Annotated in this window: 18 protein-coding genes; 15 read left to right on the top strand and 3 right to left on the bottom strand. The window is 71.7% G+C overall.

Annotated elements, in window-relative coordinates; genetic code table 11:
• Positions 1-8 precede the first annotated feature (8 nt).
• From DK419_RS15765 to DK419_RS15740, 6 genes are all read left to right on the top strand, one after another.
• Positions 9-2564 (top strand): TonB-dependent receptor, encoded by a 2556-nt coding sequence (locus DK419_RS15765; protein WP_109959912.1) that lies wholly within the window; start codon positions 9-11, stop codon positions 2562-2564.
• A gap of 50 nt (positions 2565-2614) precedes the next feature.
• Positions 2615-2893, top strand: coding sequence for a DUF2218 domain-containing protein (locus tag DK419_RS15760; RefSeq protein ID WP_109959911.1), 279 nt, complete (start codon positions 2615-2617; stop codon positions 2891-2893).
• A gap of 131 nt (positions 2894-3024) precedes the next feature.
• Positions 3025-3915 (top strand): siderophore ABC transporter substrate-binding protein, encoded by an 891-nt coding sequence (locus DK419_RS15755; protein ID WP_245442460.1) that lies wholly within the window; start codon positions 3025-3027, stop codon positions 3913-3915.
• Positions 3916-3917: 2 nt separating this feature from the next.
• The gene (locus DK419_RS15750) at positions 3918-4883 is read left to right on the top strand and encodes an ABC transporter permease (RefSeq protein WP_109959909.1); all 966 of its coding nucleotides are present in this window, start codon (positions 3918-3920) and stop codon (positions 4881-4883) included.
• A complete protein-coding gene (locus tag DK419_RS15745) occupies positions 4876-5841 on the top strand; it encodes an iron chelate uptake ABC transporter family permease subunit (RefSeq protein WP_109959908.1) in 966 nt (321 codons plus the stop codon). The genes DK419_RS15750 and DK419_RS15745 overlap by 8 nt, the downstream gene beginning before the upstream one ends.
• Positions 5842-5882: 41 nt before the next feature.
• Positions 5883-6641 carry an iron ABC transporter ATP-binding protein gene (locus DK419_RS15740; RefSeq protein ID WP_109962336.1) on the top strand — a complete coding sequence of 253 codons (759 nt, stop codon included), beginning with the start codon at positions 5883-5885 and terminating at the stop codon, positions 6639-6641.
• Positions 6642-7103: 462 nt separating this feature from the next.
• Here DK419_RS15740 and msrA read toward each other — a convergent pair whose 3' ends face one another.
• On the bottom strand, positions 7104-7622 hold the full coding sequence (gene msrA / locus DK419_RS15730) for a peptide-methionine (S)-S-oxide reductase MsrA (RefSeq protein ID WP_109959906.1): 519 nt from the start codon (positions 7620-7622) through the stop codon (positions 7104-7106).
• 415 nt (positions 7623-8037) lie between these two features.
• Positions 8038-8589 carry an inorganic diphosphatase gene (locus tag DK419_RS15725; protein ID WP_109959905.1) on the bottom strand — a complete coding sequence of 184 codons (552 nt, stop codon included), beginning with the start codon at positions 8587-8589 and terminating at the stop codon, positions 8038-8040.
• Positions 8590-9470: 881 nt separating this feature from the next.
• On the opposite strand from DK419_RS15725, the gene DK419_RS15720 reads away from it, so the two are divergent.
• The 6 genes from DK419_RS15720 to DK419_RS15695 all read left to right on the top strand — a co-directional run bounded on the left by DK419_RS15720 (position 9471) and on the right by DK419_RS15695 (position 20911).
• Complete coding sequence (locus DK419_RS15720) at positions 9471-11924, top strand: PAS domain-containing protein (protein WP_109959904.1); 2454 nt, start codon at positions 9471-9473, stop codon at positions 11922-11924.
• Between the two features lie 474 nt (positions 11925-12398).
• On the top strand, positions 12399-15059 hold the full coding sequence (locus DK419_RS15715; protein WP_109959903.1) for an MHYT domain-containing protein: 2661 nt from the start codon (positions 12399-12401) through the stop codon (positions 15057-15059).
• 519 nt (positions 15060-15578) lie between these two features.
• Complete coding sequence (locus DK419_RS15710; protein WP_109959902.1) at positions 15579-17192, top strand: acyl-CoA synthetase; 1614 nt, start codon at positions 15579-15581, stop codon at positions 17190-17192.
• Positions 17193-17442: 250 nt separating this feature from the next.
• Positions 17443-18669: an ABC transporter substrate-binding protein gene (locus DK419_RS15705; protein WP_109959901.1), complete on the top strand. Its 1227-nt coding sequence runs from the start codon at positions 17443-17445 to the stop codon at positions 18667-18669.
• Positions 18666-19328 (top strand): glutathione S-transferase family protein, encoded by a 663-nt coding sequence (locus tag DK419_RS15700; protein ID WP_109959900.1) that lies wholly within the window; start codon positions 18666-18668, stop codon positions 19326-19328. Before DK419_RS15705 ends, DK419_RS15700 begins: the two co-directional genes overlap by 4 nt.
• Before the next feature lie 212 nt (positions 19329-19540).
• Positions 19541-20911, top strand: coding sequence for a DUF2254 family protein (locus DK419_RS15695; protein ID WP_162561253.1), 1371 nt, complete (start codon positions 19541-19543; stop codon positions 20909-20911).
• Between the two features lie 23 nt (positions 20912-20934).
• Here the strand turns inward: DK419_RS15695 and DK419_RS15690 are convergent, their stop codons facing one another.
• Positions 20935-21804 carry a LysR family transcriptional regulator gene (locus DK419_RS15690; protein ID WP_109959898.1) on the bottom strand — a complete coding sequence of 290 codons (870 nt, stop codon included), beginning with the start codon at positions 21802-21804 and terminating at the stop codon, positions 20935-20937.
• Between the two features lie 215 nt (positions 21805-22019).
• On the opposite strand from DK419_RS15690, the gene pdxA reads away from it, so the two are divergent.
• From pdxA to DK419_RS15675, 3 genes are all read left to right on the top strand, one after another.
• Entirely contained in the window at positions 22020-23015 is a 996-nt protein-coding gene (gene pdxA, locus DK419_RS15685) for a 4-hydroxythreonine-4-phosphate dehydrogenase PdxA (protein WP_425352587.1), read from the top strand.
• Between the two features lie 71 nt (positions 23016-23086).
• Positions 23087-23761: a 4-hydroxythreonine-4-phosphate dehydrogenase gene (locus DK419_RS15680; protein WP_109959896.1), complete on the top strand. Its 675-nt coding sequence runs from the start codon at positions 23087-23089 to the stop codon at positions 23759-23761.
• 613 nt (positions 23762-24374) lie between these two features.
• Positions 24375-26048, top strand: coding sequence for an ABC transporter ATP-binding protein (locus tag DK419_RS15675; protein ID WP_109959895.1), 1674 nt, complete (start codon positions 24375-24377; stop codon positions 26046-26048).
• The last annotated feature ends 57 nt before the right edge of the window (positions 26049-26105 follow it).

The raw sequence follows: 26105 nt of genomic DNA, 5'->3' as shown, positions 1-26105 counted from the left end.
GGTGTCGAATGACGGTGCGGGAGCGTGGAGTGGCGGGCGGGCGGTCGCTCGGATTGGCCCTGGCCGGCGTGTCGCTGCTGGCGCTGGCGCCGGCCGCCGCGGGAGCGCGACCGGCCGGGTCCGCACCGGGCCCCTCGGCGCCGGAGGCCGCCCCGGCCGGGGACACGGTCTCCCTGTCGATCCCGACCGGGCTGCTCGAGCCGGCGCTGGTCACCTTCACCGAGCAGGCCAAGGTGAAGCTCGTCTACGCCACCGACATGACGAGCGCACTGACGACGCCGGGCGTGGAAGGCGCGTTCCGGCCGCTCGAGGCCCTCGGCCGGATCCTCGAGGGCACCGGCCTGACCTACCGCAACGTGAGCCCCACCACCGTCACCCTGGTCAACCCGCGCTACGCCCAGCTCGGCGGCGCCCGCGAGGCGGTGGCTCTCGAGGAGATCGTCGTCGCGGGCGGGGGCGAGCGCCCCGGTGCCGGTGCCGGGCCCAAGGCCGCGGGCCTGCCGCCGCCGACCGGCACGGTGGGGCAGCCCCCCGTGCCCTACGCGGGCGGCCAGGTCGCGACGGGAACCCGCGTCGGCCTCCTCGGCAACCGCTCGGTGCTGACGACGCCGTTCAACGTGACCGGCTACACCGAGAAGCTGATCCAGGACCAGCAGGCCCGCTCGCTCGCCGACGTCGTGCTGAACGACTCGTCGGTGCGCAACGACGCGCCGCCGTTCAGCGAGCGCGACTCGTTCTTCATCCGCGGCTTCACGGTCGTGAACCTCGACGTCGGCTTCGACGGGCTGTTCTACATCGCCAATCCGCGGCGCGTGTTCACCGAGGGCACCGAGCGGGTCGAGATCCTGAAGGGTCCCTCCGCGCTCCTCAACGGCGGCACCGGCCGGGTCGGCGGCACGATCAACCTGATCCCGAAGCGCGCCTACGACGCGCCGCTGACGCGGCTCACCACCACCTACCTCAGCGATTCGCAGGTCTGGACCCACGCCGATCTCGGCCGCCGCTTCGGCCCGTCGGGGGAGTGGGGGGTGCGCACCAACCTCTCCTACCGCGCCGGCAACACCCCGCTCGACAAGAACGCCATCGAGGTCGGCGTCGCGACGCTCGGCCTCGATTATCGCGGCGAGCGCCTGCGCGCCTCGCTCGACCTCGTCCACAACACCCAGAACATCACGGCGCCGACCTCGCTGTTCAACGCGGTCGCCCCGGGCATCCCGATCCCGCGGGCGCCGAACCCCCGCCTCAACACGGCCAGTTCGCTCGAATACATCGACAGCCGCTACAACATGGCGGCGGGCCGGGTCGAGTACGACGTTTTGCCCGACACCACGGTCTACGCGGCCGGCGGCGTCAGCCGCTACAACGAGGATTTCCTCACCTCGTCCTACCGGGTCACCAGCGTGACCGGGCAGGCGACCAACACGCTGGCCATCCAGCCCCAGGAGATCACGGGGCTCACCGGCGAGGTCGGGCTGCGCACGAAGTTCCAGACCGGCATGCTCGGCCACTTCCTCACCGTCTCGGCGGTCGAGGCGAACAACCGCAACCATCGCGGCGGCTTCCTCGCGCCGACCCTGCCGGTGTTCCAGACCAACATCTACGATCCGGTCCACCTCGCCCGCGGCTCGGTGAACACCCTCTTCCTGCCGCGCTCCAACGACCGGCCGCTGTTCACGGAGCTGAGCGCCCGCAGCGTCGGCATCGCCGACACCCTGTCGCTGGGCGAGGACCGCTTCCTTCTGACCCTGGGCGGGCGGTTCCAGGAGATCGACCAGCAGAGCTACAACACCCGCCCCGGGCCGACGCTCGGCGCCCTGGCCTCGAACTACCGGAGCGGGCGGTTCAGCCCCGCCATCGCGGCGGTGTTCCGCCCGACCGACGCGCTGTCGTTCTACGGCAACTACATCGAGGCGCTCGAGCCCGGGCCCGCGCCCCCGGTCACGGCGATCAACGCCAACGAGGTGTTCCCGCCCGTCGTCAGCCGGCAGCAGGAGATCGGCGTCAAATACGATCTCGGCACGCTCGCGCTCACCGCCTCGCTGTTCGAGATCGCGCAGCCGAACGCCTTCACGGATCCCGGCACGAACCGGTTCTCGGTGAGCGGCCTCCAGCGCAACCGCGGCCTCGAACTCTCGGCCTTCGGCGAGCCGCTCCCGGGCGTGCGGCTCATCGGCGGGGTCACCTTCCTCGACGGGCGCCTCGTCGATACGGTCGGGCGCCGGTTCGACGGCAACGTCGCCCCGGGCGTCCCGGACGTGGCGTTCAACCTCTACGGCGAGGTCGACCTGCCGCCGTGGCTCGCCCCCGGCCTGACGCTCACCGGCCGCGCCATCTACACCAGCAGCCAGTACTACGATCAGGCCAATACGCAGCGCGTGCCGGACTGGACGCGCTTCGATGCCGGCCTGCGCTACACCTTCGCGGGCGCGTCGGGGAAGCCGGTGACGGTTCGGGCCATCGTCGAGAACGTCTTCGACAACGCCTACTGGGCCTCGGCCGCCCGCGGCTTCCTCGCGGTGGGGGCGCCCCGCACGGTCATCGTCTCGGCCACGGTGGATTTCTGATTGTCCGCCGCCTGCGCGAAATCCCTGCACCGCCGAGGAGGAAGCCCGTCGTGATCCAGTCCCGCGCCGTCGTCGCCACGGCCCATGCGAGCCGCTACCTGCAGCAGCTCTGCAAGCACTGGTCGCACAAGTTCGAGACCGAGTTCGACCCGACCGCCGGGCGGATCGCGCTGCCCCTCGGGGAGGCGCGGCTCGCCGCCGGTCCCGAGGCCCTGACGATCGACCTCGCCGTCGACGAGGCCGGCAAGCTGCCCGACTTCCGCGCCGTCGTCGTCCGCCACGTCGAGCGCTTCGCGTTCCGCGAGACGCTCCGCTTCGAGTGGACGTGAGGCGCCGGACGGATGCCGGCCGGGCCTCTTCGGGAAAGGACGATCTGATGCGGTCTCTGATGCGGTCACGGGGTTCGGTCCGGAGCCTTCGTGCGGGACGGCGCGGCATCGCGGCGCTCTTGGTTGCGCCCTTGGTCGCTCTCGCCATCGCGCTCGCGGCCGGGCCCGCGGCGGCGGAGATCGCGGTGCGGCACGCCAGGGGGCAGACGATCCTCCCGGGCGTTCCGAAGACCGTCGTCGTGTTCGATCTCGCCGCGCTCGACACCCTCGACGCGCTCGGCGTACCGGTCGCCGGCGTGGCCGGCGGGCCGAAGCCGCCCGCCCTCGCCCGGTACAACGACGCGTCGCGCTATCCCCGGATGGGCACGCTGTGGGAGCCCGACTACGAGGCGGTGAACGCCCTCGGGCCCGACCTCGTCGTCGTCGGCGGCCGCTCGGGGCCCCGCTACGACGCGCTCGCCCGGATGGCGCCGACCATCGACCTCTCGAGCGACCCCGCCGACATGCTGGGCAGCGACCTGCGCAACATCCGCACGCTCGCGCGCATCTTCGGCAAGGAGGCGCAGGCCGAGGACCGGATCGCCCGGATCGAGGCCGGCATCGCGGCCCTGCACGCCAGGGCCGGGCAGGCGGGCACGGCCCTGTTCCTCCTGACGACGGGCGGCCGCATGAGCGCCTTCGGCCGCGGCTCCCGCTTCGGCCTTCTCCACGGCGCCTTCGGCTTCCGGCCGGCGGCGCCCGGCCTCGATGCCGGCATCCACGGCCAGCCGGTCTCGTTCGAGTTCGTCGCCAGGACCGACCCCGACTGGCTCTTCGTGCTCGACCGGGACGCGGCGATCGGCGTCCAGGGCCGGCCGGCGCGCCAGCTCCTCGACAACGCGCTCGTGCGGCAGACGGCGGCCTGGCGCAAGGGGCAGGTCGTCACCGTCGATCCGGCGAGCTGGTACCTGGCGAGCGGGGGCTTGCGGGCGCTCCAGACCACGATCGACGAGATCGCCGCCGCCCTCGATCGCGCCCGCTGACGATGGCCGGATCCCTCACCCGGGGCGGCGGGCCCGGCCGCCGGGCCGGCCTCGTCCTCGCCGTTCTTTCCCTCGCGCTGCTTGCCGCGGCGAGCCTCGCCGTCGGCGTCGCCGACCTCACCGGCGCCGGCATCCTCGCCGGAAGCCGGATCCCGCGCACCCTCGCCCTGGTGCTCGCCGGCGCCGGCATGGCGGTCGCCGGGGTCATCATGCAGCTCGTCGCGCAGAACCGCTTCGCCGAGCCCTCGACCGCCGGCACGGCGGAATCGGCGACGTTCGGCATGCTGCTCGTCACGCTCCTCGCGCCGGGGGCCCCAGTCGCCGTGAAGATGCTGGCGGCGACCGCGGCAGCGCTCGCCGGCACCGCCCTGTTCCTGCGGGTCCTGCGCGCGATGCCCCTGCGCGCCCGGCTGACGGTGCCCCTCGTCGGGATCATGCTGGGCGGCGTCGTCGAGGCGGCCTCGACCTTCGTCGCCACCCGCACCGACATGCTGCAGTTCCTCGCCATCTGGCGGTCCGGCGACTTCTCGACCGTGCTGAGCGGGCGCTACGAGCTGCTCTGGCTCTCCGCCGCCCTGACCGTCCTCGCCTACGGGATGGCCGACCGCATCACCATCGCGGGCCTCGGCCGCGACGCCTCGGTCAATCTCGGGCTCGATTACCGCCGCGTCGTCGCCGGGGCGGTCGCGATCGTCGCGACGATCACCGCCGTGACGATCGCGACGGTCGGCACGATCCCGTTCCTCGGGCTCGTGGTGCCGAACCTCGTCGCCCTCGTGGCCGGCGACAACCTGCGCCGCTCCCTGCCCCTGGTGGCGGCGGCGGGCGCGGGCCTGCTGCTGCTCTGCGACGTGCTCGGGCGCCTCGTCCGCTACCCCTACGAGATCCCGGTCGGCACCACGATGGGGGTGGTCGGCAGCGGCCTGTTCCTCGTCCTCCTGCTGCGCCGGACCGACCGGCATGCGTGAGGCGCTCGCCCGGGTCCGGCCCGGCCCCGGCCTGGTGCTGGTTCTCCTCTCGCTCGCCGCTTCCCTCGTCGTGGTCGCCTACATGACGGTCGGCGCCGACGGCCGCTGGGGCTTCGTGCTGCCGTTCCGCGGCACCAAGGTCGCCTCGATGCTCCTCATCGGCTGCGCCGTCGCGACCGCGACGGTGCTGTTCCAGACGGCGTCGGACAACCGGATCCTCACCCCGGCGATCATGGGCTTCGACGAGCTCTTCCGCCTGATCCAGACCGCGATCGTCTTCTGCGCCGGGACCGGAACCCTCGGCGACCCGCGGCTGCGCTTCCTCGCCGAGACCGGCGCGATGGTGCTGTTCGCGCTCCTCCTCTATCGCGGGCTCCTCGACCGCGCCGGGCGCAGCCTGCACCTCCTGCTGCTCGTCGGCGTCGTGTGCGGGGTCCTGTTCCGCAGCCTGTCGCAGTTCCTGCAACGGATGATCGACCCGACCCAGTTCGTCGTGCTGCAGACCGGCTTCTTCGCCAATTTCAACACCGTCCGTCCCGACCTCCTGGCGCTCGCCGCCCTCGGGGTGCTCGCCGCCGGATTCGGGGTCCTGCGGCTCCTCGGCCGGCTCGACGTCCTCCTCCTCGGCCGGGACGGCGCTGTCGCCCTCGGGGTCGATCACCGCCGCACGCTCGCCCTCGTGCTGGTCCTCGTCTCGGTGCTCGTCTCGGTTTCGACGGCGCTCGTCGGGCCGGTGACCTTCCTCGGCCTGCTCGTGGCCAACCTCGCCTACCGGGTGATGCCGACCTACCGCCACGCCTACGTGCTGCCGGCGGCCGCCCTGATCGCCGCGATCGCGCTGGTCGGCGGCCAGTTCGTGCTGGAGCGGGTCTTCGCCCTCAACGCCGCCCTGTCGATCGTCATCGAGTTCCTCGGCGGCCTCACCCTCCTGGTCCTCCTCGCGAAACGCGCCCGCTGATGCCCGAGACCCGCCCCGAGACCCACCCGGAGGCCCGCCCGATGATCGAGGTGCAGGACCTCACGCGCCGCTACGGCGACACCGTGGTGGTGGACGGCGTCTCCTTGAGCCTGCCGGAGCGCGCCTTCGTCTCGGTGATCGGGGCGAACGGCGCCGGCAAGTCGACCTTCCTGTCGATGGTCAGCCGGCTCCTGCCGATGAGCGCGGGCCGGGCCGTCGTCGCCGGCCTCGACGTGGCCGCGACGCCGGGCGACGTGCTCGCCCGCCGCCTCGGCATCCTGCGCCAGGAGCACGGCGTCACGGCCCGCGTGACGATCCGCGACCTCGTCGCCTTCGGGCGCTACCCGCATTCGGGGGGCCGGCTCACCGCCGCCGACCGCGCCCACGTCGCGGATGCCCTCGCGTTCCTCGACCTCGAGCCGCTCGCCGACCGCTTCCTCGACGAGGTCTCCGGCGGGCAGCGCCAGCGCGCCTGCATCGCCATGGTGCTCGCCCAGGACACCGACTGCATCCTGCTCGACGAGCCGCTGAACAACCTCGACATGCGCCACGCCGCCGCCATGATGGGCCTCCTGCGCCGTGCCGTCGACGAGAGGGGCCGCACGGTGGTGGCCGTGCTCCACGACATCAACTTCGCGTCCTGCTACTCGGACCAGATCGTGGCGATGCGCGACGGCAAGGTCGTGGCGATCGGGCCCCCCGACCGGATCGTGACCTCCGAGATCCTGCGCGAGGTCTACGGGATCGACGTCGAGGTCGTGCTGATCAAGGGCTACCGGACCGCTTTCTTCTATCGGTGATCGTCGCGGAACTCCGGTATGGTATCCGCCTGCTGGCGCCGAAGGGCGCGAGCCCGCTGCCGGCCGCAAGCGAGGAACACCGGAGCGCCGCCCTCGCCGTGGCGCAGGCCACGCGCGACGATGTCGAGGCGGAGGCCGGCGGCGCCCCGGACGAGGCTCGGCCCCTCGCCGTGGCCGGATCGCGCCCGCGAGGTCGGGGCAGCCGCGCTCAACGCGCTGGCGGCCCTCGCGCCGATCGATATCGAGGAGGCGCGCACCCTCACGGCCTCCTTTGCCGAGGTGTCGGCCGACCTCGCCAAGCGCCGCAGCAAGGCCGAGGGGGTCGCCGCCGCCGCGACTTCCCACCTGCTCCGAGCATGCCAGCCTCGTCACGGCGAATTCCTGCGGGCCGACGGTGGCTCTCCGTCACGACCACGGGGGCCTGAGACGCCGAAGCGATCCGGGGTCCCAGGCCGGGCAGGCTCACGCGTCCTGCGTCGCGTGGGAGCGCGACGGCAACACCCAGTTCGGCCTGATGAAGTGGCAGGTATATCCGTTGGGGATGCGCTGCAGGTAATCCTGGTGCTCCGGCTCGGCCTCCCAGAACGGCCCGGCCGGCGCAACCTCGGTCACGACCTTGCCGGGCCAGAGGCCGGAGGCCTCGACGTCGGCGATGGTCTCCTCCGCCACGCAGCGCTGGTCGTCGTCGGCGTAGAAGATGGCGGAGCGGTAGCTCAGGCCCCTGTCGTTGCCCTGCCGGTTCGGCGTCGTCGGGTCGTGGATCTGGAAGAAGAACTCCAGCATGCGCCGGAAGCTCGTGCGCGCCGGGTCGTACACGATCTCGATGGCCTCGGCATGGGTGCCATGGTTGCGGTAGGTCGCGTTCGGCACGTCGCCGCCGGTGTAGCCGACGCGGGTCGACACCACGCCCTCCTGGCGCCGGATCAGGTCCTGCATGCCCCAGAAGCACCCGCCCGCCAGCACTGCTCTCTCGGTTCTCATCGCAGCTCCTCGTCAGTCGTTTCGTGCGACGTCCGAATATGGGGTCTCCGAGGGCGCCTTGCCCTGCGACCCTGGGCCCCGTTGCGGTATCGAGGTGACGCCGGACGCGCGTCCTCCCGCCGGCGTCCCTGCATCCCCGCGGATTGCGGCCTCGACAATCCCACCATCGAGGGCCGGCCGGCTGCGGGGCCGCCGGAAATGCTCGCTTTCGTTCGTGTCCGTCGAAAGGTCCGTTCTGACGAAACAAGCGGACAGGCTGCGTCCTCTCGGCTGCCACGCCATTTCATCGCATCGGCCCTGGACATCAGGGATTTCCGAACCCGAACTGGTCTCGCTGCAGCGAACGTGACGCTCCGTGGACAAGGCTCCCGCGACGGCCGATCGCGGCATGGAGCGTCCGGCCGATGCACGAGGATCAATCTTCCGCCTGCGCCAACGCGTCCGCACCCTGCCGGGCGATGGCGAGCGCAGCTTCAGCGCCGCCACGCCGGAGCACCTTGAAGTCCTTGCCGGCGAGCCGGTTGTAATGGCCGAAGAACGCCTCGACCTCGTCGAGCATGCCTGGGCGCAGGTCGGACAGAGTCTCGATATGCGCATGTGTCCGGGCGTTGACGGCCACACCGATCAGCCGGTCGTTGCGCTCCCAAGTTCCCTCTCCCTCCCGCTGCTCCGCCTCGATCACGCCGACCAAGCGTGCCTCCATCACGCAGCCCGGGAAGGCGGGGGCGTCGAGCAGCAGCAGGACATCGAGCGGGTCGCCGTCGGCGCCCTTCGTCGAAGGGATCATGCCGAAGTCGTAGGGAAAGCTCATGCCCTCCGGGAGGACCGTCTTGAGCAGGAATGCGCCGAACGCGTCCGAGAATGCGTACTTGTTCGAGCTCCCTTTCGGCGTCTCGACAACGACGTGGATGGCTCCGTCTTCGCCGAAGGTCGGCAATCGACTCAACGACGGGGCAGTCTGAGACAAGGTCGGCCTCCCGTGCAGCGTCCGAGCGTCGCCGCTCCTTGCTCAACTCCAAATCGCGTTCCCAGATCCTCGATCCGGCGGCACGCTCGGACGGCGCCCGGATGTGATCGGAGGTCACAGGCGGGAGATCGCTCGTGTTTCGTGTATCGGAGCCTGCTTGATCGGGCAGGCCGCCGTCACGTCTCTCCGTCATGGGGAGGTTGGCCCTGGAACGACTGCCGAGCGCGAAGGCCGCGCCGCTGGCGGCCGTGCGGGGATCGTCCCTGGCATCGGCGACGAGCACGGGCCCGCCGGCCTCGAGGTCGTCGACGAGCGAGCCGCAGTCGCGGAACGCCTGAACCCCGGCCAGGCTCGCGACGCCCCCGGCGGCGATCGGTCCGATTCTGTCCGGCAGGTGACGTCGCCCAGCCGGTCGCCCAGCGCGATCGTGGCGGTGCGACGTTCCCCGGGCGTGGGGAAGACGTCGACCGGGCGGCCCGGCATCTACCGCCTCCGACCAGCCCAGGTCGCGGGCGCGGTCCGTGGCGGAGGTCGGCGCGGGACACGGATGCGGTTCCGCCCGATGCGGGGTCCCTTGGCCGGAACGAGGCCGATCCCGGTGCCCGCTCGCGCCGCGTCCGGCCCCGCCGCGCCCGCGACCCTCGCGCCGTCCTGGATCCCATCGCCTCACGCGGGGCAACCGCCAGCCGGTGAATCTCGTTACGGTTCGGTGTGCCCGACGGTATTGTGGGACGTGCGATCGCGCGTCCACGAAAGAGGTGATGCGTCCATCATGCCCGCATGGCTCCGTCCACGCTTGTTCCAGACCGTCGGCGCGGGTGGCGAGGGCACCCGCGCGCCCGTGATGGCCGGCGGCTCCGGATGCGCAGGCTTCCCCTCGCGTGGCTGACGCGTTTCCCTTCCTCCCCGCCGGGGGATTGACCGGTGCGGAGATCCGCGCCCGCGACTGGTCGGCGACGCCGCTCGGGCCGCCGGAGGCCTGGCCGCCGGCCCTGCGCAACGCGCTCTCGCTGATGCTCGCCTGCCCGACGGCGATGTTTCTCGCCTGGGGGCCCGACCTGCGCTGCTTCTACAACGACGCCTACAGGCCGATGCTCGGCTACCGCCTGGATACGGCTCTGGGGAGTCCCTTCCGCGAGGTCTGGGGGAGCATCTGGGGCGAGATCGGTCCGCTCGTGGAGGCAACCCTGGCCGGCGAGAGCCGGACGCTCACCGACGTCATGCTCGACCTCTCGCGCGAGGGGGTGCCCGAGCGGGGCTGGTGGTCCTTCACCTACTCGCCCGTGCTGGATGATGACGGCCGGATCAACGGCCTGTTCTGCGTCACCAGCGAGACGACCGACCGGGTGCTCGGCGAAGCCGCCTTGCGCGAGAGCGAGGACCACTTCCGGCACACGGTCGAACTCAACCCGCAGGTACCCTGGACCTGCGACCCGGACGGGAACGTCACGTCCTACTCGAATCGGTGGCTGGAACTCACGGGACAGGCCGCCGGCGAGCCGGACGGCGCCGGCTGGGCCAAGGCCCTGCACCCGGACGACCTGGCGGCGACGATGACCGCCTTCGCGGCGTCCCTGTCCACGGGCGAGCCGGTGGACGTCGACTACCGCATCCGCCTCGCGCGCACGGCTGAGTATCGCTGGATGCGGGCCCGGGCCCGGCCCCGGCGCAACGGGAGCGGCGAGATCGTGCAGTGGTACGGGGTCGTGGAGGACATCCACGATCGCAAGCTCGCCGAGGACGCGCTGCGCGAGATGAACGAGACGCTGGAGCGTCGCGCCGAGGCGGCTCTGGCTCAGCGCAAGCTCTGGGCCGACGTGTTCGAGACGACCGACGCCCTCGTCGCCGCGCTCGACCGCGACTACCGGTTCCTCGCCGTGAACCGGGCCTACGCCGACGAGTTCGCCGCCATCTACGGCGTCCGGCCGCGGGTCGGCGACACCCTTCTCGACGTGCTGGAGGGCCACCCCGAGCATCTCGCCGCCGTGCGGGCGGCCTGGTCCCGCGCCCTCTCCGGCGAGGAGTTCACGCTGGTGGAGGAGTTCGGCGACCCCGGCCGGCGGCGGACGCTCTACGAGCTGCGGTTCACCCCGCTCAAGGACGCGACCGGACGACGGGTCGGCGCCTTCCAGTACGCTCGGGACGTCACCGAGAGGCTGCGCAACCAGGAGCGGCTCGCCCGCGCCGAGGAGGCCCTGCGCCACGCCCAGAAGATGGAGGCGGTCGGACAGCTGACCGGCGGCGTCGCGCACGACTTCAACAACCTGCTCACCATCATCCGCTCGTCGGTGGAGTTCCTGCGCCGGCCGAACCTGCCCGAGGAGCGCCGCACCCGCTACCTGGAAGCCGTGGCGGACACGGTCGACCGCGCCGCCAAGCTGACGAGCCAGCTTCTCGCCTTCGCCCGGCGCCAGCCCCTGCAGCCTGAGGTGTTCGACGCCGGCGCGCGCATCGGCGGCATCGCCCAGATGCTGAACGCAGTGACGGGCGCACGCATCCGGATCGTGACCGAGGTCCCGGACGATCCCTGCCACGTGCGGGTCGATCCGAGCCAGTTCGAGACCGCCCTGGTCAACCTGGCGGTGAACGCTCGCGACGCCATGGACGGCGAGGGCACGCTCTCGCTCCGGCTGTTCCGCCGGGAGGCGCTGCCCTCGATCCGCGGGCATGCCGGGGCGGGCGGCGCCTTCGTGGCCGTCTCGATCGTCGACGAGGGGGCGGGCATCCCGCCCGAGTTGCTGACGCGGATCTTCGAGCCCTTCTTCACCACCAAGGAGGTCGGCAAGGGAACGGGGTTGGGCTTGAGCCAGGTCATCGGCTTCGCCAAGCAATCCGGCGGCGATGTCGACGTGGCGAGCGAGGTGGGCCGGGGCACGACCTTCACGCTGTACCTGCCCCATGTCGACCCACCCCGTCGTGCCGAGGACACCCGGGACGCCGACATCGAGGAGGATCGGGGTGGATGGCCGCTCTGCGTCCTGGTCGTGGAGGACAACCTCGAGGTCGGCCGCTTCTGCACGCAGCTCCTGGAGGATCTCGGCCACTCGACCGTGTGGGCGCACAATGCCGAGGCCGCCCTCGTCGAGATGGAGCGGATGCCGTTCCGCTTCGATGCGGTCTTCTCGGACGTGGTGATGCCCGGGATGGGCGGCGTGGAACTCGCCCGCCGGCTGCGGTCGCAGCACCCGACCCTGCCGGTGATCCTGACGACCGGCTACAGCGACGTGCTCGCCCGGGACGACGCGCACGGTTTCGACCTGGTGCGCAAGCCCTACTCGGCCGAACAGGTCGCGCGGGCATTGCGCGCCGTCCTGAACCGGCAGAAGCGCAGGTGAGGGGGCACGAGGCGCCGGCGAGGGACTTTGCCGAGTTCCGCGAGAGCCTGTTGATATCGCCGCGCCGTCGGACGGACCCGCCGGAAACGGGATCACGAGCCCGCGCGGTGGAGCCGACGGCTCCACACGCCTGAGCGAAGCCGAAATCCGCGTCGCGAAGCAATCGATCGGCTCAAGTACAGGATTTCGCATCAATTCGGCCGGACCAGTCGATCAGGCTCTCGCGAGGAGACGATGCCGGGCCGCGTCTTCGGCCGCCCGCCGAAATCCCGCGGCATGGAAGTCCGCGACGTGAGCGTCGCTGCTGATGGTCCGGGCATCCGTTGGGGCGGATTCGCGTCCGAGCCATCTTGAGGGGCATGAACCCGCGCCCCAGTTAGCATGACGCACCGACATCGCGTTGACGAAGAGGCGTCCGATCCAGCGCCGATGCATGTCCGTGGCCCGGCCTCGTCGTACCCCAGCGGAAATTCCATGGTCCATACCGGCTACGACCCCGCCTTCGTGGCGCTCTCCATCGTCATCGCGGTGTTCGCGTCCTACGCCGCGCTCGACCTCGGCGCCCGGGTCCGGAGGCGGGACGCCGGGCCGCGCTGGGTCTGGGGCGCGGGTGCGGCGGTCGCCATGGGCGGCGGCATCTGGTCGATGCACTTCATCGGCATGCTGGCCTTCGAGATGGGAATGCCCGCCGCCTACGATCTCGGCCCGACCCTCCTTTCCCTGGTCATCGCCATCGGCTCGACGGCCGCCGCCTTCACCTGGGTCGCGCGCCGGGGCACCGGCGTCCCGTCGCTGCTGGTCGCAGGGCCGCTGATGGGCCTCGGGGTGGCGGCGATGCACTATACCGGCATGGCCGCGATGCGGGTGCCGGGCAACCTCGCCTACGATCCGGCCATCGTCGCGGCCTCCGTCGCCATCGCGGTCACGGCAGCGACCGCCGCCCTGTGGCTGACGTTTCGCCGCAACACGCCGTGGCAGAAGCTCGCCGCGGCGGGCGTGATGGGGCTCGCGGTTGCCGGGATGCACTACACCGGCATGGCGGCGGCGACCTTCACCGCCGAGGAGGCGGGCGCTCACTCCGCGCACGCGGCCGCGCTCGGCGTGAACCAGCAGAACCTGGCCCTGGCGGTGGCCGGCGTGACCTTCGTCGTCCTGTTCCTCGCCATGATGGCGAGTTCGTTCGACCAGCGCCGGGCGCAACGGCGCCTGCACGTCAGCGAGGAGCGCTTCCGCGCGGCCGTGCGGGCGGTGGACGGGGTGATGTGGACGGCCGACGCCGCCGGCAACCTCGTCGAGGAGCAGCCCGGCTGGGAGACGGTCTCCGGCCAGACCTTCGCCGAGTACCGCGGCGGCGGCTGGTCGGCCGCGATCCATCCGGAGGACCTGGCCGAGACCCGGCACGTCTGGGGCGAGGCGGTCCGGAGCGGGACGCCCTACGTCGTCGAGCACCGGGTCCGCTCGCCGGACGGGTCGTGGCGGCACTATTCCGTGCGCGCCGTCCCCGTGCGCGATGCCGACGGGGCGGTCCGAGAGTGGGTCGGCGTGCACACGGACGTGACCGAGCGCCACGCCTTCGAGACGGCCCTGAGGGAGGCGCGGGATGCCGCCGAGGAGCACAGCCGCGCCAAGAGCCGCTTCCTCGCCAACATGAGCCACGAGCTGCGCACGCCGCTCTCGGCGGTCATCGGCTACTCGGAGATGCTGGAGGAGGAGGCCGAGGAGCTCGGGCAGGACAGCCTGCTGAAGGACCTGGGCAAGATCAAGTCGAACGCGCAGCATCTGCTCGGCCTGATCAACGACGTGCTCGACCTGTCGAAGGTCGAGGCCGAGAAGATGGAACTCTACGCCGAGGACATCGACGTCGCCGCCTTCGTCACCGATGCCGCGGGCACCGTCGACGCCCTCGTGGCGAAGAAGGGCAACGTCTTGGTCCTCGACGTCGTCGGCGATGCCGGGCGGGCGCGGACGGACGCGGTGAAGCTGCGCCAGTGCCTGTTCAACCTGCTCTCGAACGCGGCGAAGTTCACCGAGAGAGGGACCATCACCCTCCGGGTCGGCCGCGAGAGCGACGGGCATGGCGAATGGCTCCGGTTCACGGTCCAGGATACCGGCATCGGCATGAGCCCGGAGCAGGTCGGGCGCCTGTTCGAACGCTTCACCCAGGCCGACGAGAGCACGACGCGCAACTACGGCGGGACCGGCCTCGGGCTGGCGCTCAGCCGCGCCTTCGCCCAGCTGCTCGGCGGCGACATCACGGTCGAGAGCGTCGAGGGCGAGGGCACGCGCTTCACCCTTCGCGTGCCGGCCGTCGCTCCGGAGCGGGCCGGCGAGGCGGCGCCGGCGGCTCCTGAGAACCAGGCGACGTCGAACGACCTCGTCCTGGTGATCGACGACGAAGCGAGCCAGCGCGAGCTGATGACCCGGTTCCTCGAACGCCAGCGTTTCGCCGTCCGCACCGCCGGGGACGGGCGCACCGGCCTCGACCTCGCGACGTCGCTCCAGCCGCGGGCGATCCTCCTCGACGTGATGATGCCGGAGATGGACGGCTGGTCGGTGCTCGCCGCCCTGAAGGCGACGCCGGAGACCGCCGGCATCCCGGTGATCATGGTCAGCTTCGTCGCCGACGCGTCGCTCGGCGCCTCTCTCGGAGCGGTCGAGGCCGTGCCGAAGCCGGTGGACTGGACGCGCCTTCGAACGATCCTGGACCAGTTCCGGACCGCGGACGGCGACGTCCTCGTGGTCGACGATGACGCCGACATGCGCCACCGCCTCCGGACGGTTCTGGAGCGCAACGGCTGGACCGTCCGCGAGGCCGGGGACGGGCGCGAGGCACTCGACGAGGTCCGACGCGGCGTGCCGCGGCTCGTGCTCCTCGACCTGACCATGCCGGTGATGGACGGGTTCTCGTTCCTCGACCGGTTGCGGGGCCTGCCCGGCTGCGCCGATGTCCCCGTGGTGGTGCTCAGCGCCCGCAGCATCACCGCGGCGGAACGCGATCGCCTGTCCGAGGCCGACCGGGTCCTGCGCAAGGGCGAGGCCAGCCTGCAGGACATCGCCACCGAGCTGCGCAAGCTCGACAATCGCCACGCCGATGCCGAGGAGGCGGTCCTGCAGGACGAGCTGCCGCGACGATGAGAGGCACTCTCTCGACAGGCATCGCCGACATGCCGGCCCTCGACGGCGGCGAAGCGGGGCGAACCGACGATGGTCGATGGTCCGGGCGAAGGCGCTGGCTGAGCCCGAACGGGCGTCGGCGCTGGTGCGCCGGACGCCTTGGCATCGACGGGTCGATGCCAAGGCACGAGGGTACGCCTCACACCACCGGGACCATGTGCATCGATGTCGCTCACGGGCCTGCAAGTGCCTATGGCAGCTGGCGGTACCGATGCCGTCCCCGGCGACGGTCGAGGGCTCGGCGGGCCGACCGCGCTGGCTTCGCGCGCGATCTTCGATCGCCCACACCGCGAGACGAGGTCGTGGGTCGGATGACATCGGCCGGCGTGGCCGCGCGTCCGCCACGACGCTCGAATGCCGAGCCTCCCCATCGCATTGCCGGCACGGCACCCGTGTTGACACCCAAAAACGAATGAACGATCGTTTCAATCGAAGGACCGCCGAACGGTCCGCGTCAAGAACCACGGGTGGACAACGCCGATGTTGCAGCGCGCGGACACCTACGCCGATCTGCTCGAGAATTTCCGCTGGCGCATCCCGGCCCGCTACAACATCGGCACCGACGTCTGCGACCGGCACGCCCCGGGCAATCCGCTCGCGCTGATCCATCTCGACCCCGACGGCGCCGTGCGGCGTTACGGCTTCGACGACCTGCGCCGGCTCACGAACCGCTTCGCCAACGTGCTCGCGGCGCACGGATTCGCGCGCGGCGACCGGATCGGCGTGCTGCTGCCGCAGGCGCCCGAGACGGCGGTCGCCCACATCACCGGCTTCCGGGCCGGGCTCATCACCATCCCGCTCTTCGTGCTGTTCGGGCCCGACGCGCTGGCCTACCGCCTCGGCAACAGCGGCGCGAAGGCGGTGGTGACAGACCGGGCCGGCGCTGCGCTCCTCGCCGGGCTCCGCGACGCCCTGCCGGAGCTGGAGCGGGTCTACTGCATCGACGGCGCGGGGGAGGGCGCCGAGGATTTCCACGCTCTCTGCAGCCAAGCCTCCGACGCCTTCACGCCGGTCGATACCGCCGCCGACGACCCGGCGGTCATCATCTACACGTCGGGCACCACCGGCGACCCGAAGGGGGCGCTCCACGCCCACCGGGTGCTGCTCGGCCACCTGCCGGGGGTCGAGATGCCCCAGCGCTTCCTGCCGCAGGCCGGCGACCGGTTCTGGACCCCTGCGGACTGGGCCTGGATCGGCGGGCTCCTCGACGTGCTGCTGCCGGCCCTGCATCACGGCGTGCCCGTCGTCTCGCATCGCGCGAAAAAGTTCGACCCGGAGGCGGCGTTCCGGCTGATGGCCGAGCAGGGGGTGCGCAACGTCTTCCTGCCGCCCACCGCCATGAAGCTGATGCGCCAGACGCGGGCGACGCCCTATCTGGGCCTCGCCCTCCGCTCGGTCGGCAGCGGCGGCGAGAGCCTGGGGGCGGAGATGCTGGCCTGGGGCGAGGCGGTGCTCGGCGTGCCGGTCAACGAGTTCTACGGCCAGACCGAGTGCAACCTCGTCGTCTCCTCCTGCGCCGACCTGTTCCCGGCCCGACCCGGCGCCATGGGCAAGCCGGTGCCGGGCCACGACGTCCGCATCGTGGACCACGAGGGTCAGGAAGTCCCGGACGGCACCACCGGCCACATCGCCGTGCGCCGGCCCGACCCGGTGATGTTCCTCGGCTACTGGCGGAACCCCGAGGCGACGGCGAGGAAGTTCATCGGCGACTGGCTGATCACCGGCGACCTCGGCCGGCGCGACCCGGACGGCTTCCTGTGGTTCGTCGGCCGCGACGACGACGTCATCACCTCGGCGGGCTACCGCATCGGCCCCGGCGAGATCGAGGATTGCCTGCTGCGCCACCCGGCGGTCGGGATGTGCGGCGTCGTCGGCGTACCCGACCCGGTCCGGACGGAGGCGGTGAAGGCGTTCATCGTGCTGAAAGGAGGCGTCGAGGGCACGCCCGAGCTGGCGCGGGAGATCCAGGACTTCGTGCGCACCCGGCTCGCCGCCCACGAATATCCGCGCCACGTCGCCTTCGTCGACGCGCTGCCGATGACCGCGACGGGCAAGATCATCCGGCGGGCGCTCAGGGAGCGGGGAGGGGCGTGATGACCGTCTCGACCGCAGATCGAATGATCGCCCCGCCTCGACCGCCCTTCGTCATCCCGGGGCTAGCCTGAAAGGCGAGAACCCGGGATCCACAACCGCCGACGAGCGGGACGGAGAGCGTTCCGCCTCCTCCTGGTTCGTCAGCGTTCATGGATCCCGGGTTCCGCTGCGCGGACCCGGAACGACGACGAGACCGAACGGAGCATCCGGCAACCAGCGACCGGATGCCGCCACATACCGGGAGGACACCATGCCGACACGCCCACTCCGCCGACCGCTCCGCCTCCTGGCGCTCGCCGCCGCATCCCTCCTCACCCTGGCCCAGGCCCACGCCGCCGGCCCCACCCGCGTCACCCTCGGGGTGCTGAACGACCGCGCCGGGCCCTATTCCGACCTCGCCGGCGAGGGCTCGGTGGTGGCGGCCGAGATGGCCGCGGCCGACTTCAAGGCGCAGAACCCGGATTTCGACATCCGGGTCCTGTCGGCCGACCACCAGAACAAGCCGGATGTCGGTGCCGGCATCGTGCGGCAGTGGATCGACCGCGACGACGTCGACGTCGTGCTCGACGTGCCGTTCTCCTCGGTGGCGCTCGCCGTGCACCAGATCGTGCGCGAGAAGAACCGGCTGATGATCAATTCGGGCGCCGGCGCTTCGGAGATCACCGGGGCGCTCTGCTCGCCCAACACCATCCACTGGACCTACGACACCTGGGCGCTCGCCAACGGCACCGGCGGGGCGATGGTGCGCTCGGGCGGCGATACCTGGTTCTTCATCACCGCCGACTACGCCTTCGGCAAGGCGCTGGAGCGCGACGTGTCGGAGGTGGTCGAGCGCAACGGCGGCAAGGTGCTGGGCTCGGTCCGCCACCCGGTCGCGGCGAACGACTTCTCGTCGTTCCTGATCCAGGCGCAAGGGTCGAAGGCCAAGGTGATCGGGCTCGCCAATGCCGGCAGCGACACCATCAACACCATCAAGCAGGGCGCCGAGTTCGGCGTGGCGGAAGGCGGGCAGCGCCTGGCCGGCCTCCTGGTCTTCCTAAGCGACGTGCATTCGCTCGGCCTCAAGGTGGCGCAGGGCCTGGTGCTGACGGAGGCGTTCTACTGGGATCTCAACGACGGCACCCGCGCCTGGTCGCGCCGCTTCGCCGAGCGCCACAAGGGCCGGATGCCGACGATGGTCCAGGCCGGCGTCTATTCGGGCATGATGCACTACCTGAAGGCCGTGAAGGCCACCGGCAGCAAGGACCCGTCCAAGGTCACCGCCGAGATGCGGCGGGCCCCCGCGGAGGACCCGCTCTTCGGCCGCTCCGAGGTGCGGGCCGACGGGCGGGTGACCCACCCGATGTACCTGTTCGAGGTCAAGAAGCCGTCCGAGTCGAAGGGCCCGTGGGACTATTACCGCCTGGTCTCGACCATCCCGGCCGACCAGGCCTTCCGGCCGCTGAAGGCCGGCAACTGCCCGCTGGTGACGCCATGAAGCTCCATCACTGCGTCGGCGCGCGTTCGTTCCGGCCGCTCTGGGCGCTGGAGGCCCTCGAGCTGCCCTACGAGCTCGCGATGCTGCCCTTCCCGCCGCGGGTCCACGCCAAGGCGTATTTCGCCCTCAACCCCCTCGGGACGATCCCGCTCCTCGAGGACGGCGGGACGCGGATGACCGAATCGGCGGCGATCTGCGAGTACCTGGCGGCGCGCCACGGCGCCGGCACCCTGGGCCTGCGGCCCGACGAGCCGGATTACGGCCGCTACCTCAACGCGCTGCATTTCGGCGAGGCGACCCTGACCTTCCCGCAGACGCTGGTGCTGCGCTACGGCCGGTTCGAGCCGCCGGAGCGGCGCCAGCCCGGCCTCGTCGCGGACTATTCGCGATGGTTCCTGTCGCGGCTGAAGGGCTTCGGCGAGACCTTGGGCGGGCGCCGCTTCGTCTGCGCGGGGCGCTTCACCGCCGCCGACATCAGCGTCGGCTACGCCCTGATGCTGGCCGAGTTCGCCGGCCTCGGCGAGCAGTTGCCGGACTTCGCCAGGGCCTACTGGGCCGGCCTGAAGGAAGAGCCGTCCTACGCCCGGGCGCTCGCCGCCGAGCGGAAAGCGGCCGAGGCGCAGGGCGTGTCGCCGGTGCCGTCGCCGCTGGGCGGGTAGCCGGCCGCCCGCGCCATCACGCGACCTCGTCCCGAGGTGCTGCTGCACACGGCAGCACCTCAGGATGAGGAGGCGGGTGGGACGACGCGGGACGGAACCCACCGGCTGCCATCCCGCATTGATGCCGCTGGGGAATGCCCCAGATTGCCCCCGGACGAGGCGAATCGGGGGCAGCGAGCGGTGAACCGAGGCACGCGCGGGCGGGCGTCCGCATGACCTTATGCCTGATCGCCGGCCTGCGCCGCTCGTTCTCGGAGTTCCTCGGCCTCCCCGTGCTGATCGTGCTCGGCTTCGTGGTGCTGGCCGGGGTGATCGACCGCCTCGACAACGACGCCGGGCCGAGGACCGCGTGGGGCCCGGTGCGGCTCTTCCTCAGCCAGTATGTCGGCGACACCCAGTCGGCGATCAGCATGCTGTCGACCATCGCCGGCAGCCTGATCAGCGTGACCTCGATCACCTTCTCGATCCTGCTGCTCGCGGTGCAGCAGGGCGCCGCCACGCTCAACTCGCAGATCGTCGACCACTACCTGCGCCGCCGCGCGAACAGCGCCTGGTTCGGCTTCTTCGTCGGCGTGTCGCTGTTCGTCCTCGTCACCCTGGTCCAGACCACCCACACCACCGCGCCGGTGCTCGGCGTGATGAGCTCGACGCTGCTCGGCGCGGTCTCCCTCGTCGCCCTCGTGGTGCTGATCTACACCACCATCGACCAGACCCGCCCCGCCACCGCCATCGCGACGATCCGCGCGGCGGCCCTCGCGGCGCGGGCGCGCCAGCTCCCCCTCCTCGCCGCGAGCGCCGAGCCCGCCGGCACGCCGCCCGACGGGGTCGCGGTCGTCGCGGCAGCGGGCGGCTACCTGACGCGGATCGACGTCGACGCGCTCACCCGCGCGCTGTCGTCCGCCCCCCGGATGCACCTCGCCCTCCCGGTACCGGTCGGCGGTTTCGTGCCGCCCGGGGGCACGGTGGCGGTGCTGAGCGGCGGCGGCGCCGGTCCCGCCCTGGTCGAGGCGGTCCGCGACGCCCTCGCGATCGAGGAGCAGCGCGACGTCGCGCACGACCCGGCCTTCAGCCTCGGCCACATCGGCACGATCGGCTGGACGGCGATCTCGACCGCCCGCTCGGATCCGGCGGTCGGCGCGATCGCCGTGCACGCGCTCCAGCGCCTGCTGCACGAATGGGCCGCGCCGGTCCCCCGCGCCGCCGCCGCCCGGATCGCCTATCGCGACCGGCTGCCGGACCAGGTCCTCGACGCGATCGAGAGCCTGATCGTGGCGGCGGCGGAATCGCGCCAGCACCAGAGCCTGGCGCTGATCCTGCGCGCCCTGGCCTCCAGCCTGCCGGCCCTGGCCGAGCCCCAGCAGCGCGGCATCGCGCGCCTCGCCACCACCGTCGCGCCCTCCCTGGCGAGCCACCTGCCGACCCGGATGCTGCGCGAGGACACGGCCCTGCTCATCGCCGCGTTCCGGCGCATCGGCCGCCGCGAGGCGGCGGACCGGCTGTCGGAGATCCTCGCCCACGTCGTGCGGGAGACCGTCGTGCGGGAGAGCGCCGCGGAGGGCCAGGAGGCCGCCGACCGCGCCTGAGGCCGGCCGTAGCCGGGCGCGGATCACTCCGCGACGGCCTCGGTCCGCAGCCAGTCGCAGAGCGTGGCGGCCGGTCCGCCCGGCGCGAACGCGCCCGGATGGATCAGCCCGTAGCTGGTTCCGTCCGGCGTGAACCCGCAAGGGGCCACGAGCCGGCCGAGCGCCACGTCGTGGCTCGCGATCACCTCGGGGGCGAGCGCGACGCCGAGGCCTCCGAGGGCGGCCTCGGTCATCAGGAAATGGTGGTCGAGGAGCCGCAGGCTCCGGGGCCGCGGGACGTGCGGATGCGCGCCGTGCCAGGCGGTCCAGGCGTTCGGGCGGGTGCGCGATCCGAGCGCCACGTAGTCCCCGCGCGCGAAGCGCTCCCGCAGGCCCGGCACCATGACCGGGCCGACCCGCTCCGCCATCAGCTCCCGCACGGTCCAGGCGGGGTCGAGCGCGAAGTCGAGCCGCCGGATCGCGAGCGTCACGCGCTCGCGGGTGAAGTCCAGGCTCCCGCCCCCCGTGGACAGGTGGATCTCGATCTCCGGATGCCGGTCCTGGAAGGCCGAGAGGCGCGGGATCAGCCACCGCATGGCGAGCGAGCGCTCGCAGGACAGGACGATCGGGCCGGACCCTGCGGCGGCGCGGATCGCCGACAGGGTATCCGCGATCAGCGCGAGCGCCTTCTTGGCCGCCTCCGACAGGACGGCGCCGTCCCGCGTCAGCCGCAGGCCCCGGCCGGCGGGCTCGAACAGCCGGAGGCCGAGATCGACGGCGAGCTTCGCGACCCGGCGGCTGACGGCGCCGTGGGTCAGCGACAGCTCCCCCGCCGCAGCCCTCATGGAGCCGAGGCGCGCCACGGTCTCGAAGGCCCGCAGGTCGTCGAGCGAGGGCAGGTCCGAACGCTTCATCGGTGATCTCTCGTCACCGGAATACGTCAGGCCATTTCGCTCGTCCAGCGCGCCGGAACCGCTATGGTCGGCGCCACCCCTCGCCATCGGCGCGATCGCCGGCGGGGCGGGTTCGGCGCACCGGTATCCCGCTCCGCGTGGTGCGGCGCCCTCTCGATCGGCCCCGAGGCGAAAGGACCACCATGCCCGCATCCCGACCGCCCCTAGCGGTGACCATGGGGGATCCGTCCGGGATCGGCCCTGAGATCGTCGCCCGCCTGTTCCTGCGGCACCCCGAGGCGCGGCGCTGGATCGCCGTCGGCGATCCTCTGGTGATGGCGGATGCGCTCCACCGCCTCGGCGCCGCGGGAGGCGTGCGCCGGATCGACGACGTCGCCGAGGCCCGCCACGAGCCCGGCCTCCTCGACGTCCTGGCGAGCTCCGACCTCGAGACCCTGCCGCCGGTCGGCCGGGTCTGCGCGCAGAGCGGGCGGGCGGCCTACGCGGCGATCCTCAGGGCGATCGGGCTGGCGCGGAGCGGCCGGGTCGCGGGCATCGTCACGGCGCCGATCCACAAGGAGGCCCTCTCGGCCGCCGGCCTCGCCTATCCCGGTCACACCGAGATCCTGGCCGAGCATTCCGGGGGCGCCCGCGTCGCCATGATGCTGGCGAACGACGAGATCCGCACGGTCCTGGTGACGATCCACTGCGCGCTGTCGGAGGCGATCCGGCGGGGCGACTTCGCGGCGCAGATGGCGGCGATCCGCCTCGCCCACGAGGCCGGGCGCTCCCTCGGCATCGACGCGCCGCGCGTCGCGGTGGCGGGGCTCAACCCCCATGCCGGCGAGGGCGGCCTGTTCGGCGACGAGGAGATCCGGATCATCGGCCCGGCGGTCGAGGCGGCGCGGGCCGAGGGGATCGACGCCTCCGGGCCCTGGCCGGGCGACACCGTGTTCATGCAGGCGCGCCAGGGACGGTTCGACGTCGTGGTCGCGCAGTATCACGACCAGGGCCTGATCCCGGTGAAGTACATGGGCCTGGAGAAGGGGGTGAACGTGACGCTCGGGCTTCCCTTCGTGCGCACCAGCCCGGATCACGGCACGGCGTTCGACATCGCCGGCCGGGGTCTCGCCGATCCGTCCAGCCTCGGGACGGCGTTCGATTACGCCGAACGGCTGATCGCCCGCCACGCCGCCGCGCCGCGACCGGCGGACGCCGCCCTTCACCTTTGATCGGGCCGCTGCCTCGCCGGCCGGCCATCGTCCGTGCCGCCGGGACATGCTCCAGCGGGGAGCCTCACCTCATGACCTCGTTCGATTTCATCTTCATGCTCACCCGGAACGACCGCACGGTGGCGGATGCCGCCGTGCATGTCGGGACGGCGCTCGCCGCGGGGATCCGCAATATCGGCTTCAAGGATGTCGGCCTGCCCTTCGAGGCCCTGGACGACCTCGTGGCGGCGATCCGGCGCGGCGGCGCGACGACCTACCTGGAGGTCGTCTCCCTCGACCGGGACAGCGAGGTCCGGTCGGTGAAGGCGGCGGTCGCGCTCGGCGTCGACTACCTGCTCGGCGGCACGCATGCCGACGACGTGCTGCCGCTGATCGCGGGGTCGGGCCTGCGCTACTATCCGTTCCCGGGGCGCGTCGCCGGTCATCCGAGCCGTCTCGAGGGAACGCAAGCCGAGATCGTCGCGAGCGCCGTCGCGCTCGCCGCGCGGGAGGGCGTCGCGGGTCTCGACCTGCTCGCCTACCGCTCGTCGCTGGACGGGCCCGCGCTCATCGCCGCGGTCTGCGGGGCCGTGGCGAAGCCGGTCGTCGTGGCGGGTTCGGTCGACAGTCCGGAGCAGGTGCGGGCGATCCGGCGGGCCGGCGCCGCCGCCTTCACGATCGGGACCTCGGCGCTCGACGGCCGGTTTCCCGCCGCGGGCCCAGCCCTCGACCTGCAGCTCCGGGCGATCGACCGGGCCGCCGCGTGAGGCGAGTGTCCGGGCTTCGAGGCCCGGACGTGGCGCGGGCCGGGAGGCGCACGGAACCGCGCTCCCTTCCTCAGGCACAGTCCGCCGGCGAGGCGATTCGGCTTCGTCCGGGGCCGTCTTTGCAAGATCGTGCCGTCCCGTCCGCCCGGAACGGCAGATTCTCACGACCGCGCTCGCGCAATATCCTAGAAACCGGAAAAACCAACTCGCGCAGGGGCGGAAACCGTGAATGCGACAGGGCACGCGTCGTCCTGCGTCCTGGGCGCGTGTACGACAAAAATCGGGCAAGTGCCCCAAGCGATGCACAAAATTTTGCCTTGATGGGCCCCGGGTCTCGAAACTACACCTCACTTAACAAAACAACATAGATGCTCGTTTTTTCGGATATTTAATGCGGCATCCATGGGATGTATGGCTCTCTCGTGGCAGCCTCGATCTTCAAATTCTACCTTTGACGATGGATTGTATCGGCACCGACGCGATCGGGCGCGGATCGTAACGACGGTCCGCGCATGCGCGGAGTGCGCCGGTGGCATCGAGGACGACTTTCGGCAACCGTGAGACGACATCCCGCCGCCCACGACATCATGTGACCGCACCGCGAAAGACGCCCATGTCAGACAGCCCCCACACCGACACCGGCAGGCAGACGGCGCTCTCCGTCCGGGGCCTCGAGATCGGCCTGCCGGCGGGCATGGAGCGCGCCCACGCGGTCACGGGCATCTCCTTCGACCTGGTGCGGGGCAAGATCCTCTGCATCATCGGCGAGTCGGGATCGGGCAAGTCCGTCACGGCGAACGCCATCATGGGGCTCCTGCCGAAGGCGATCTCCGTCCTCTCGGGCGAGATCCGTCTCGGCGAGGCCGAGATCGTCGGCATGGCGCCCGACGCCCTGCGGGCCTTGCGCGGCCGGGCGGTGTCGATGATCTTCCAGGACCCGCTCTCGGCGCTCAACCCGCTGATGACCGTCGGCGCGCAGATCGACGAGGTGATGGCGGCGCACGGCGTCGGCACCCGCGCGACCCGGCGCGGCCGCTCCCTCGAGCTCCTGGCGGAGGTCGGGCTGCCGGACCCGACCCGGATGATTCACCGCTACCCTTTCCAGCTCTCGGGCGGGCAGCGGCAACGGGTGATGATCGCGATGGCGCTGGCGCTCGAGCCGACGGTGCTCCTCGCCGACGAGCCGACCACCGCCCTCGACGTGACGACGCAGGCGCAGATCCTGACGCTGATCCGCGACATCCAGCGGCGCAAGGGAATGAGCATCGTCTTCGTCACCCACGATTTCGGCGTGGTGGCCGAGATCGCCGACACCGTCGTGGTGATGGAGAAGGGCTACATCGTCGAGCAGGGCACCGCCGAGCAGGTCCTGAAGTCGCCCCGGCACCCCTATACCCGCCGGCTGATCGCGGCGGTGCCGCACCTGACCGGCACCGACCGGGTGCCGCTCGCGGTCGCCGACACCGAGCCGGTCCTCGTCTGCGAGGGCCTGGTGAAGACCTATGGCGGCGGCAAGTCGCTGTTCGGCAAGTCGCTGCTTGGCAAGTCGCTGTTCGGTAAACTCCTGACCGGCAAGCAGAACTCCGTGCGCGCGGTCGACGGCGTCTCGTTCAGCCTGAAGCCCGGGCGCACCCTCGGCATCGTCGGCGAGAGCGGCTCGGGCAAGTCGTCCCTCGGACGCCTGCTGACCCGGCTCCTCGAGAGCGACGGCGGACGGATCCTGTTCGAGGGCCGCGACGTCGCCCGGATGTCGGAGGCGGAGTTCCGCCCGTTGCGGCCGAAGATCCAGATGATCTTCCAGGACCCCTTCGCCTCCCTCAACCCGCGCACGACCATCGGCACCAGCCTGACCGTCGGCCCGGTCGCCCACGGGATGCCGGCCGCGACGGCGGCCGAGGAGGCCCGCGCGCTCCTGAGCCATGTCGGGCTCGATGCCGGCGCCTTCGACCGCTACCCCCACGAGTTCTCCGGCGGCCAGCGCCAGCGCATCGGCATCGCCCGCGCCCTGATGTTCAAGCCGAAGGTGCTCGTCGCCGACGAGGCGGTCTCGGCCCTCGACGTGTCGATCCAGGCCCAGATCCTGGCGCTGCTCGACCGGATCCAGCGCGAGACCGGGGTCGCGATGATCTTCATCACCCACGACCTTCGCGTCGCGAGCCAGATCTGCGACGAGATCGCCGTGATGCAGAAGGGGCGGGTCGTCGAGCTCGGACCGCCGTCGCAGATCTTCCTCAACCCGCGATCGGCCTACACGCGCGAACTCGTCGCGGCGATTCCCGGCGGGTAGCCGACCCGGCGAACGGACCATCCCGGCGGCCTCGCCGGACGCGACCCCGCCGCCCCC

Source organism: Methylobacterium terrae, from assembly GCF_003173755.1.
Taxonomy (GTDB): Bacteria; Pseudomonadota; Alphaproteobacteria; order Rhizobiales; family Beijerinckiaceae; genus Methylobacterium; species Methylobacterium terrae.
Note: the sequence above shows the minus strand (reverse complement) of the source record. Positions and strands in the feature narration are given on the sequence as shown.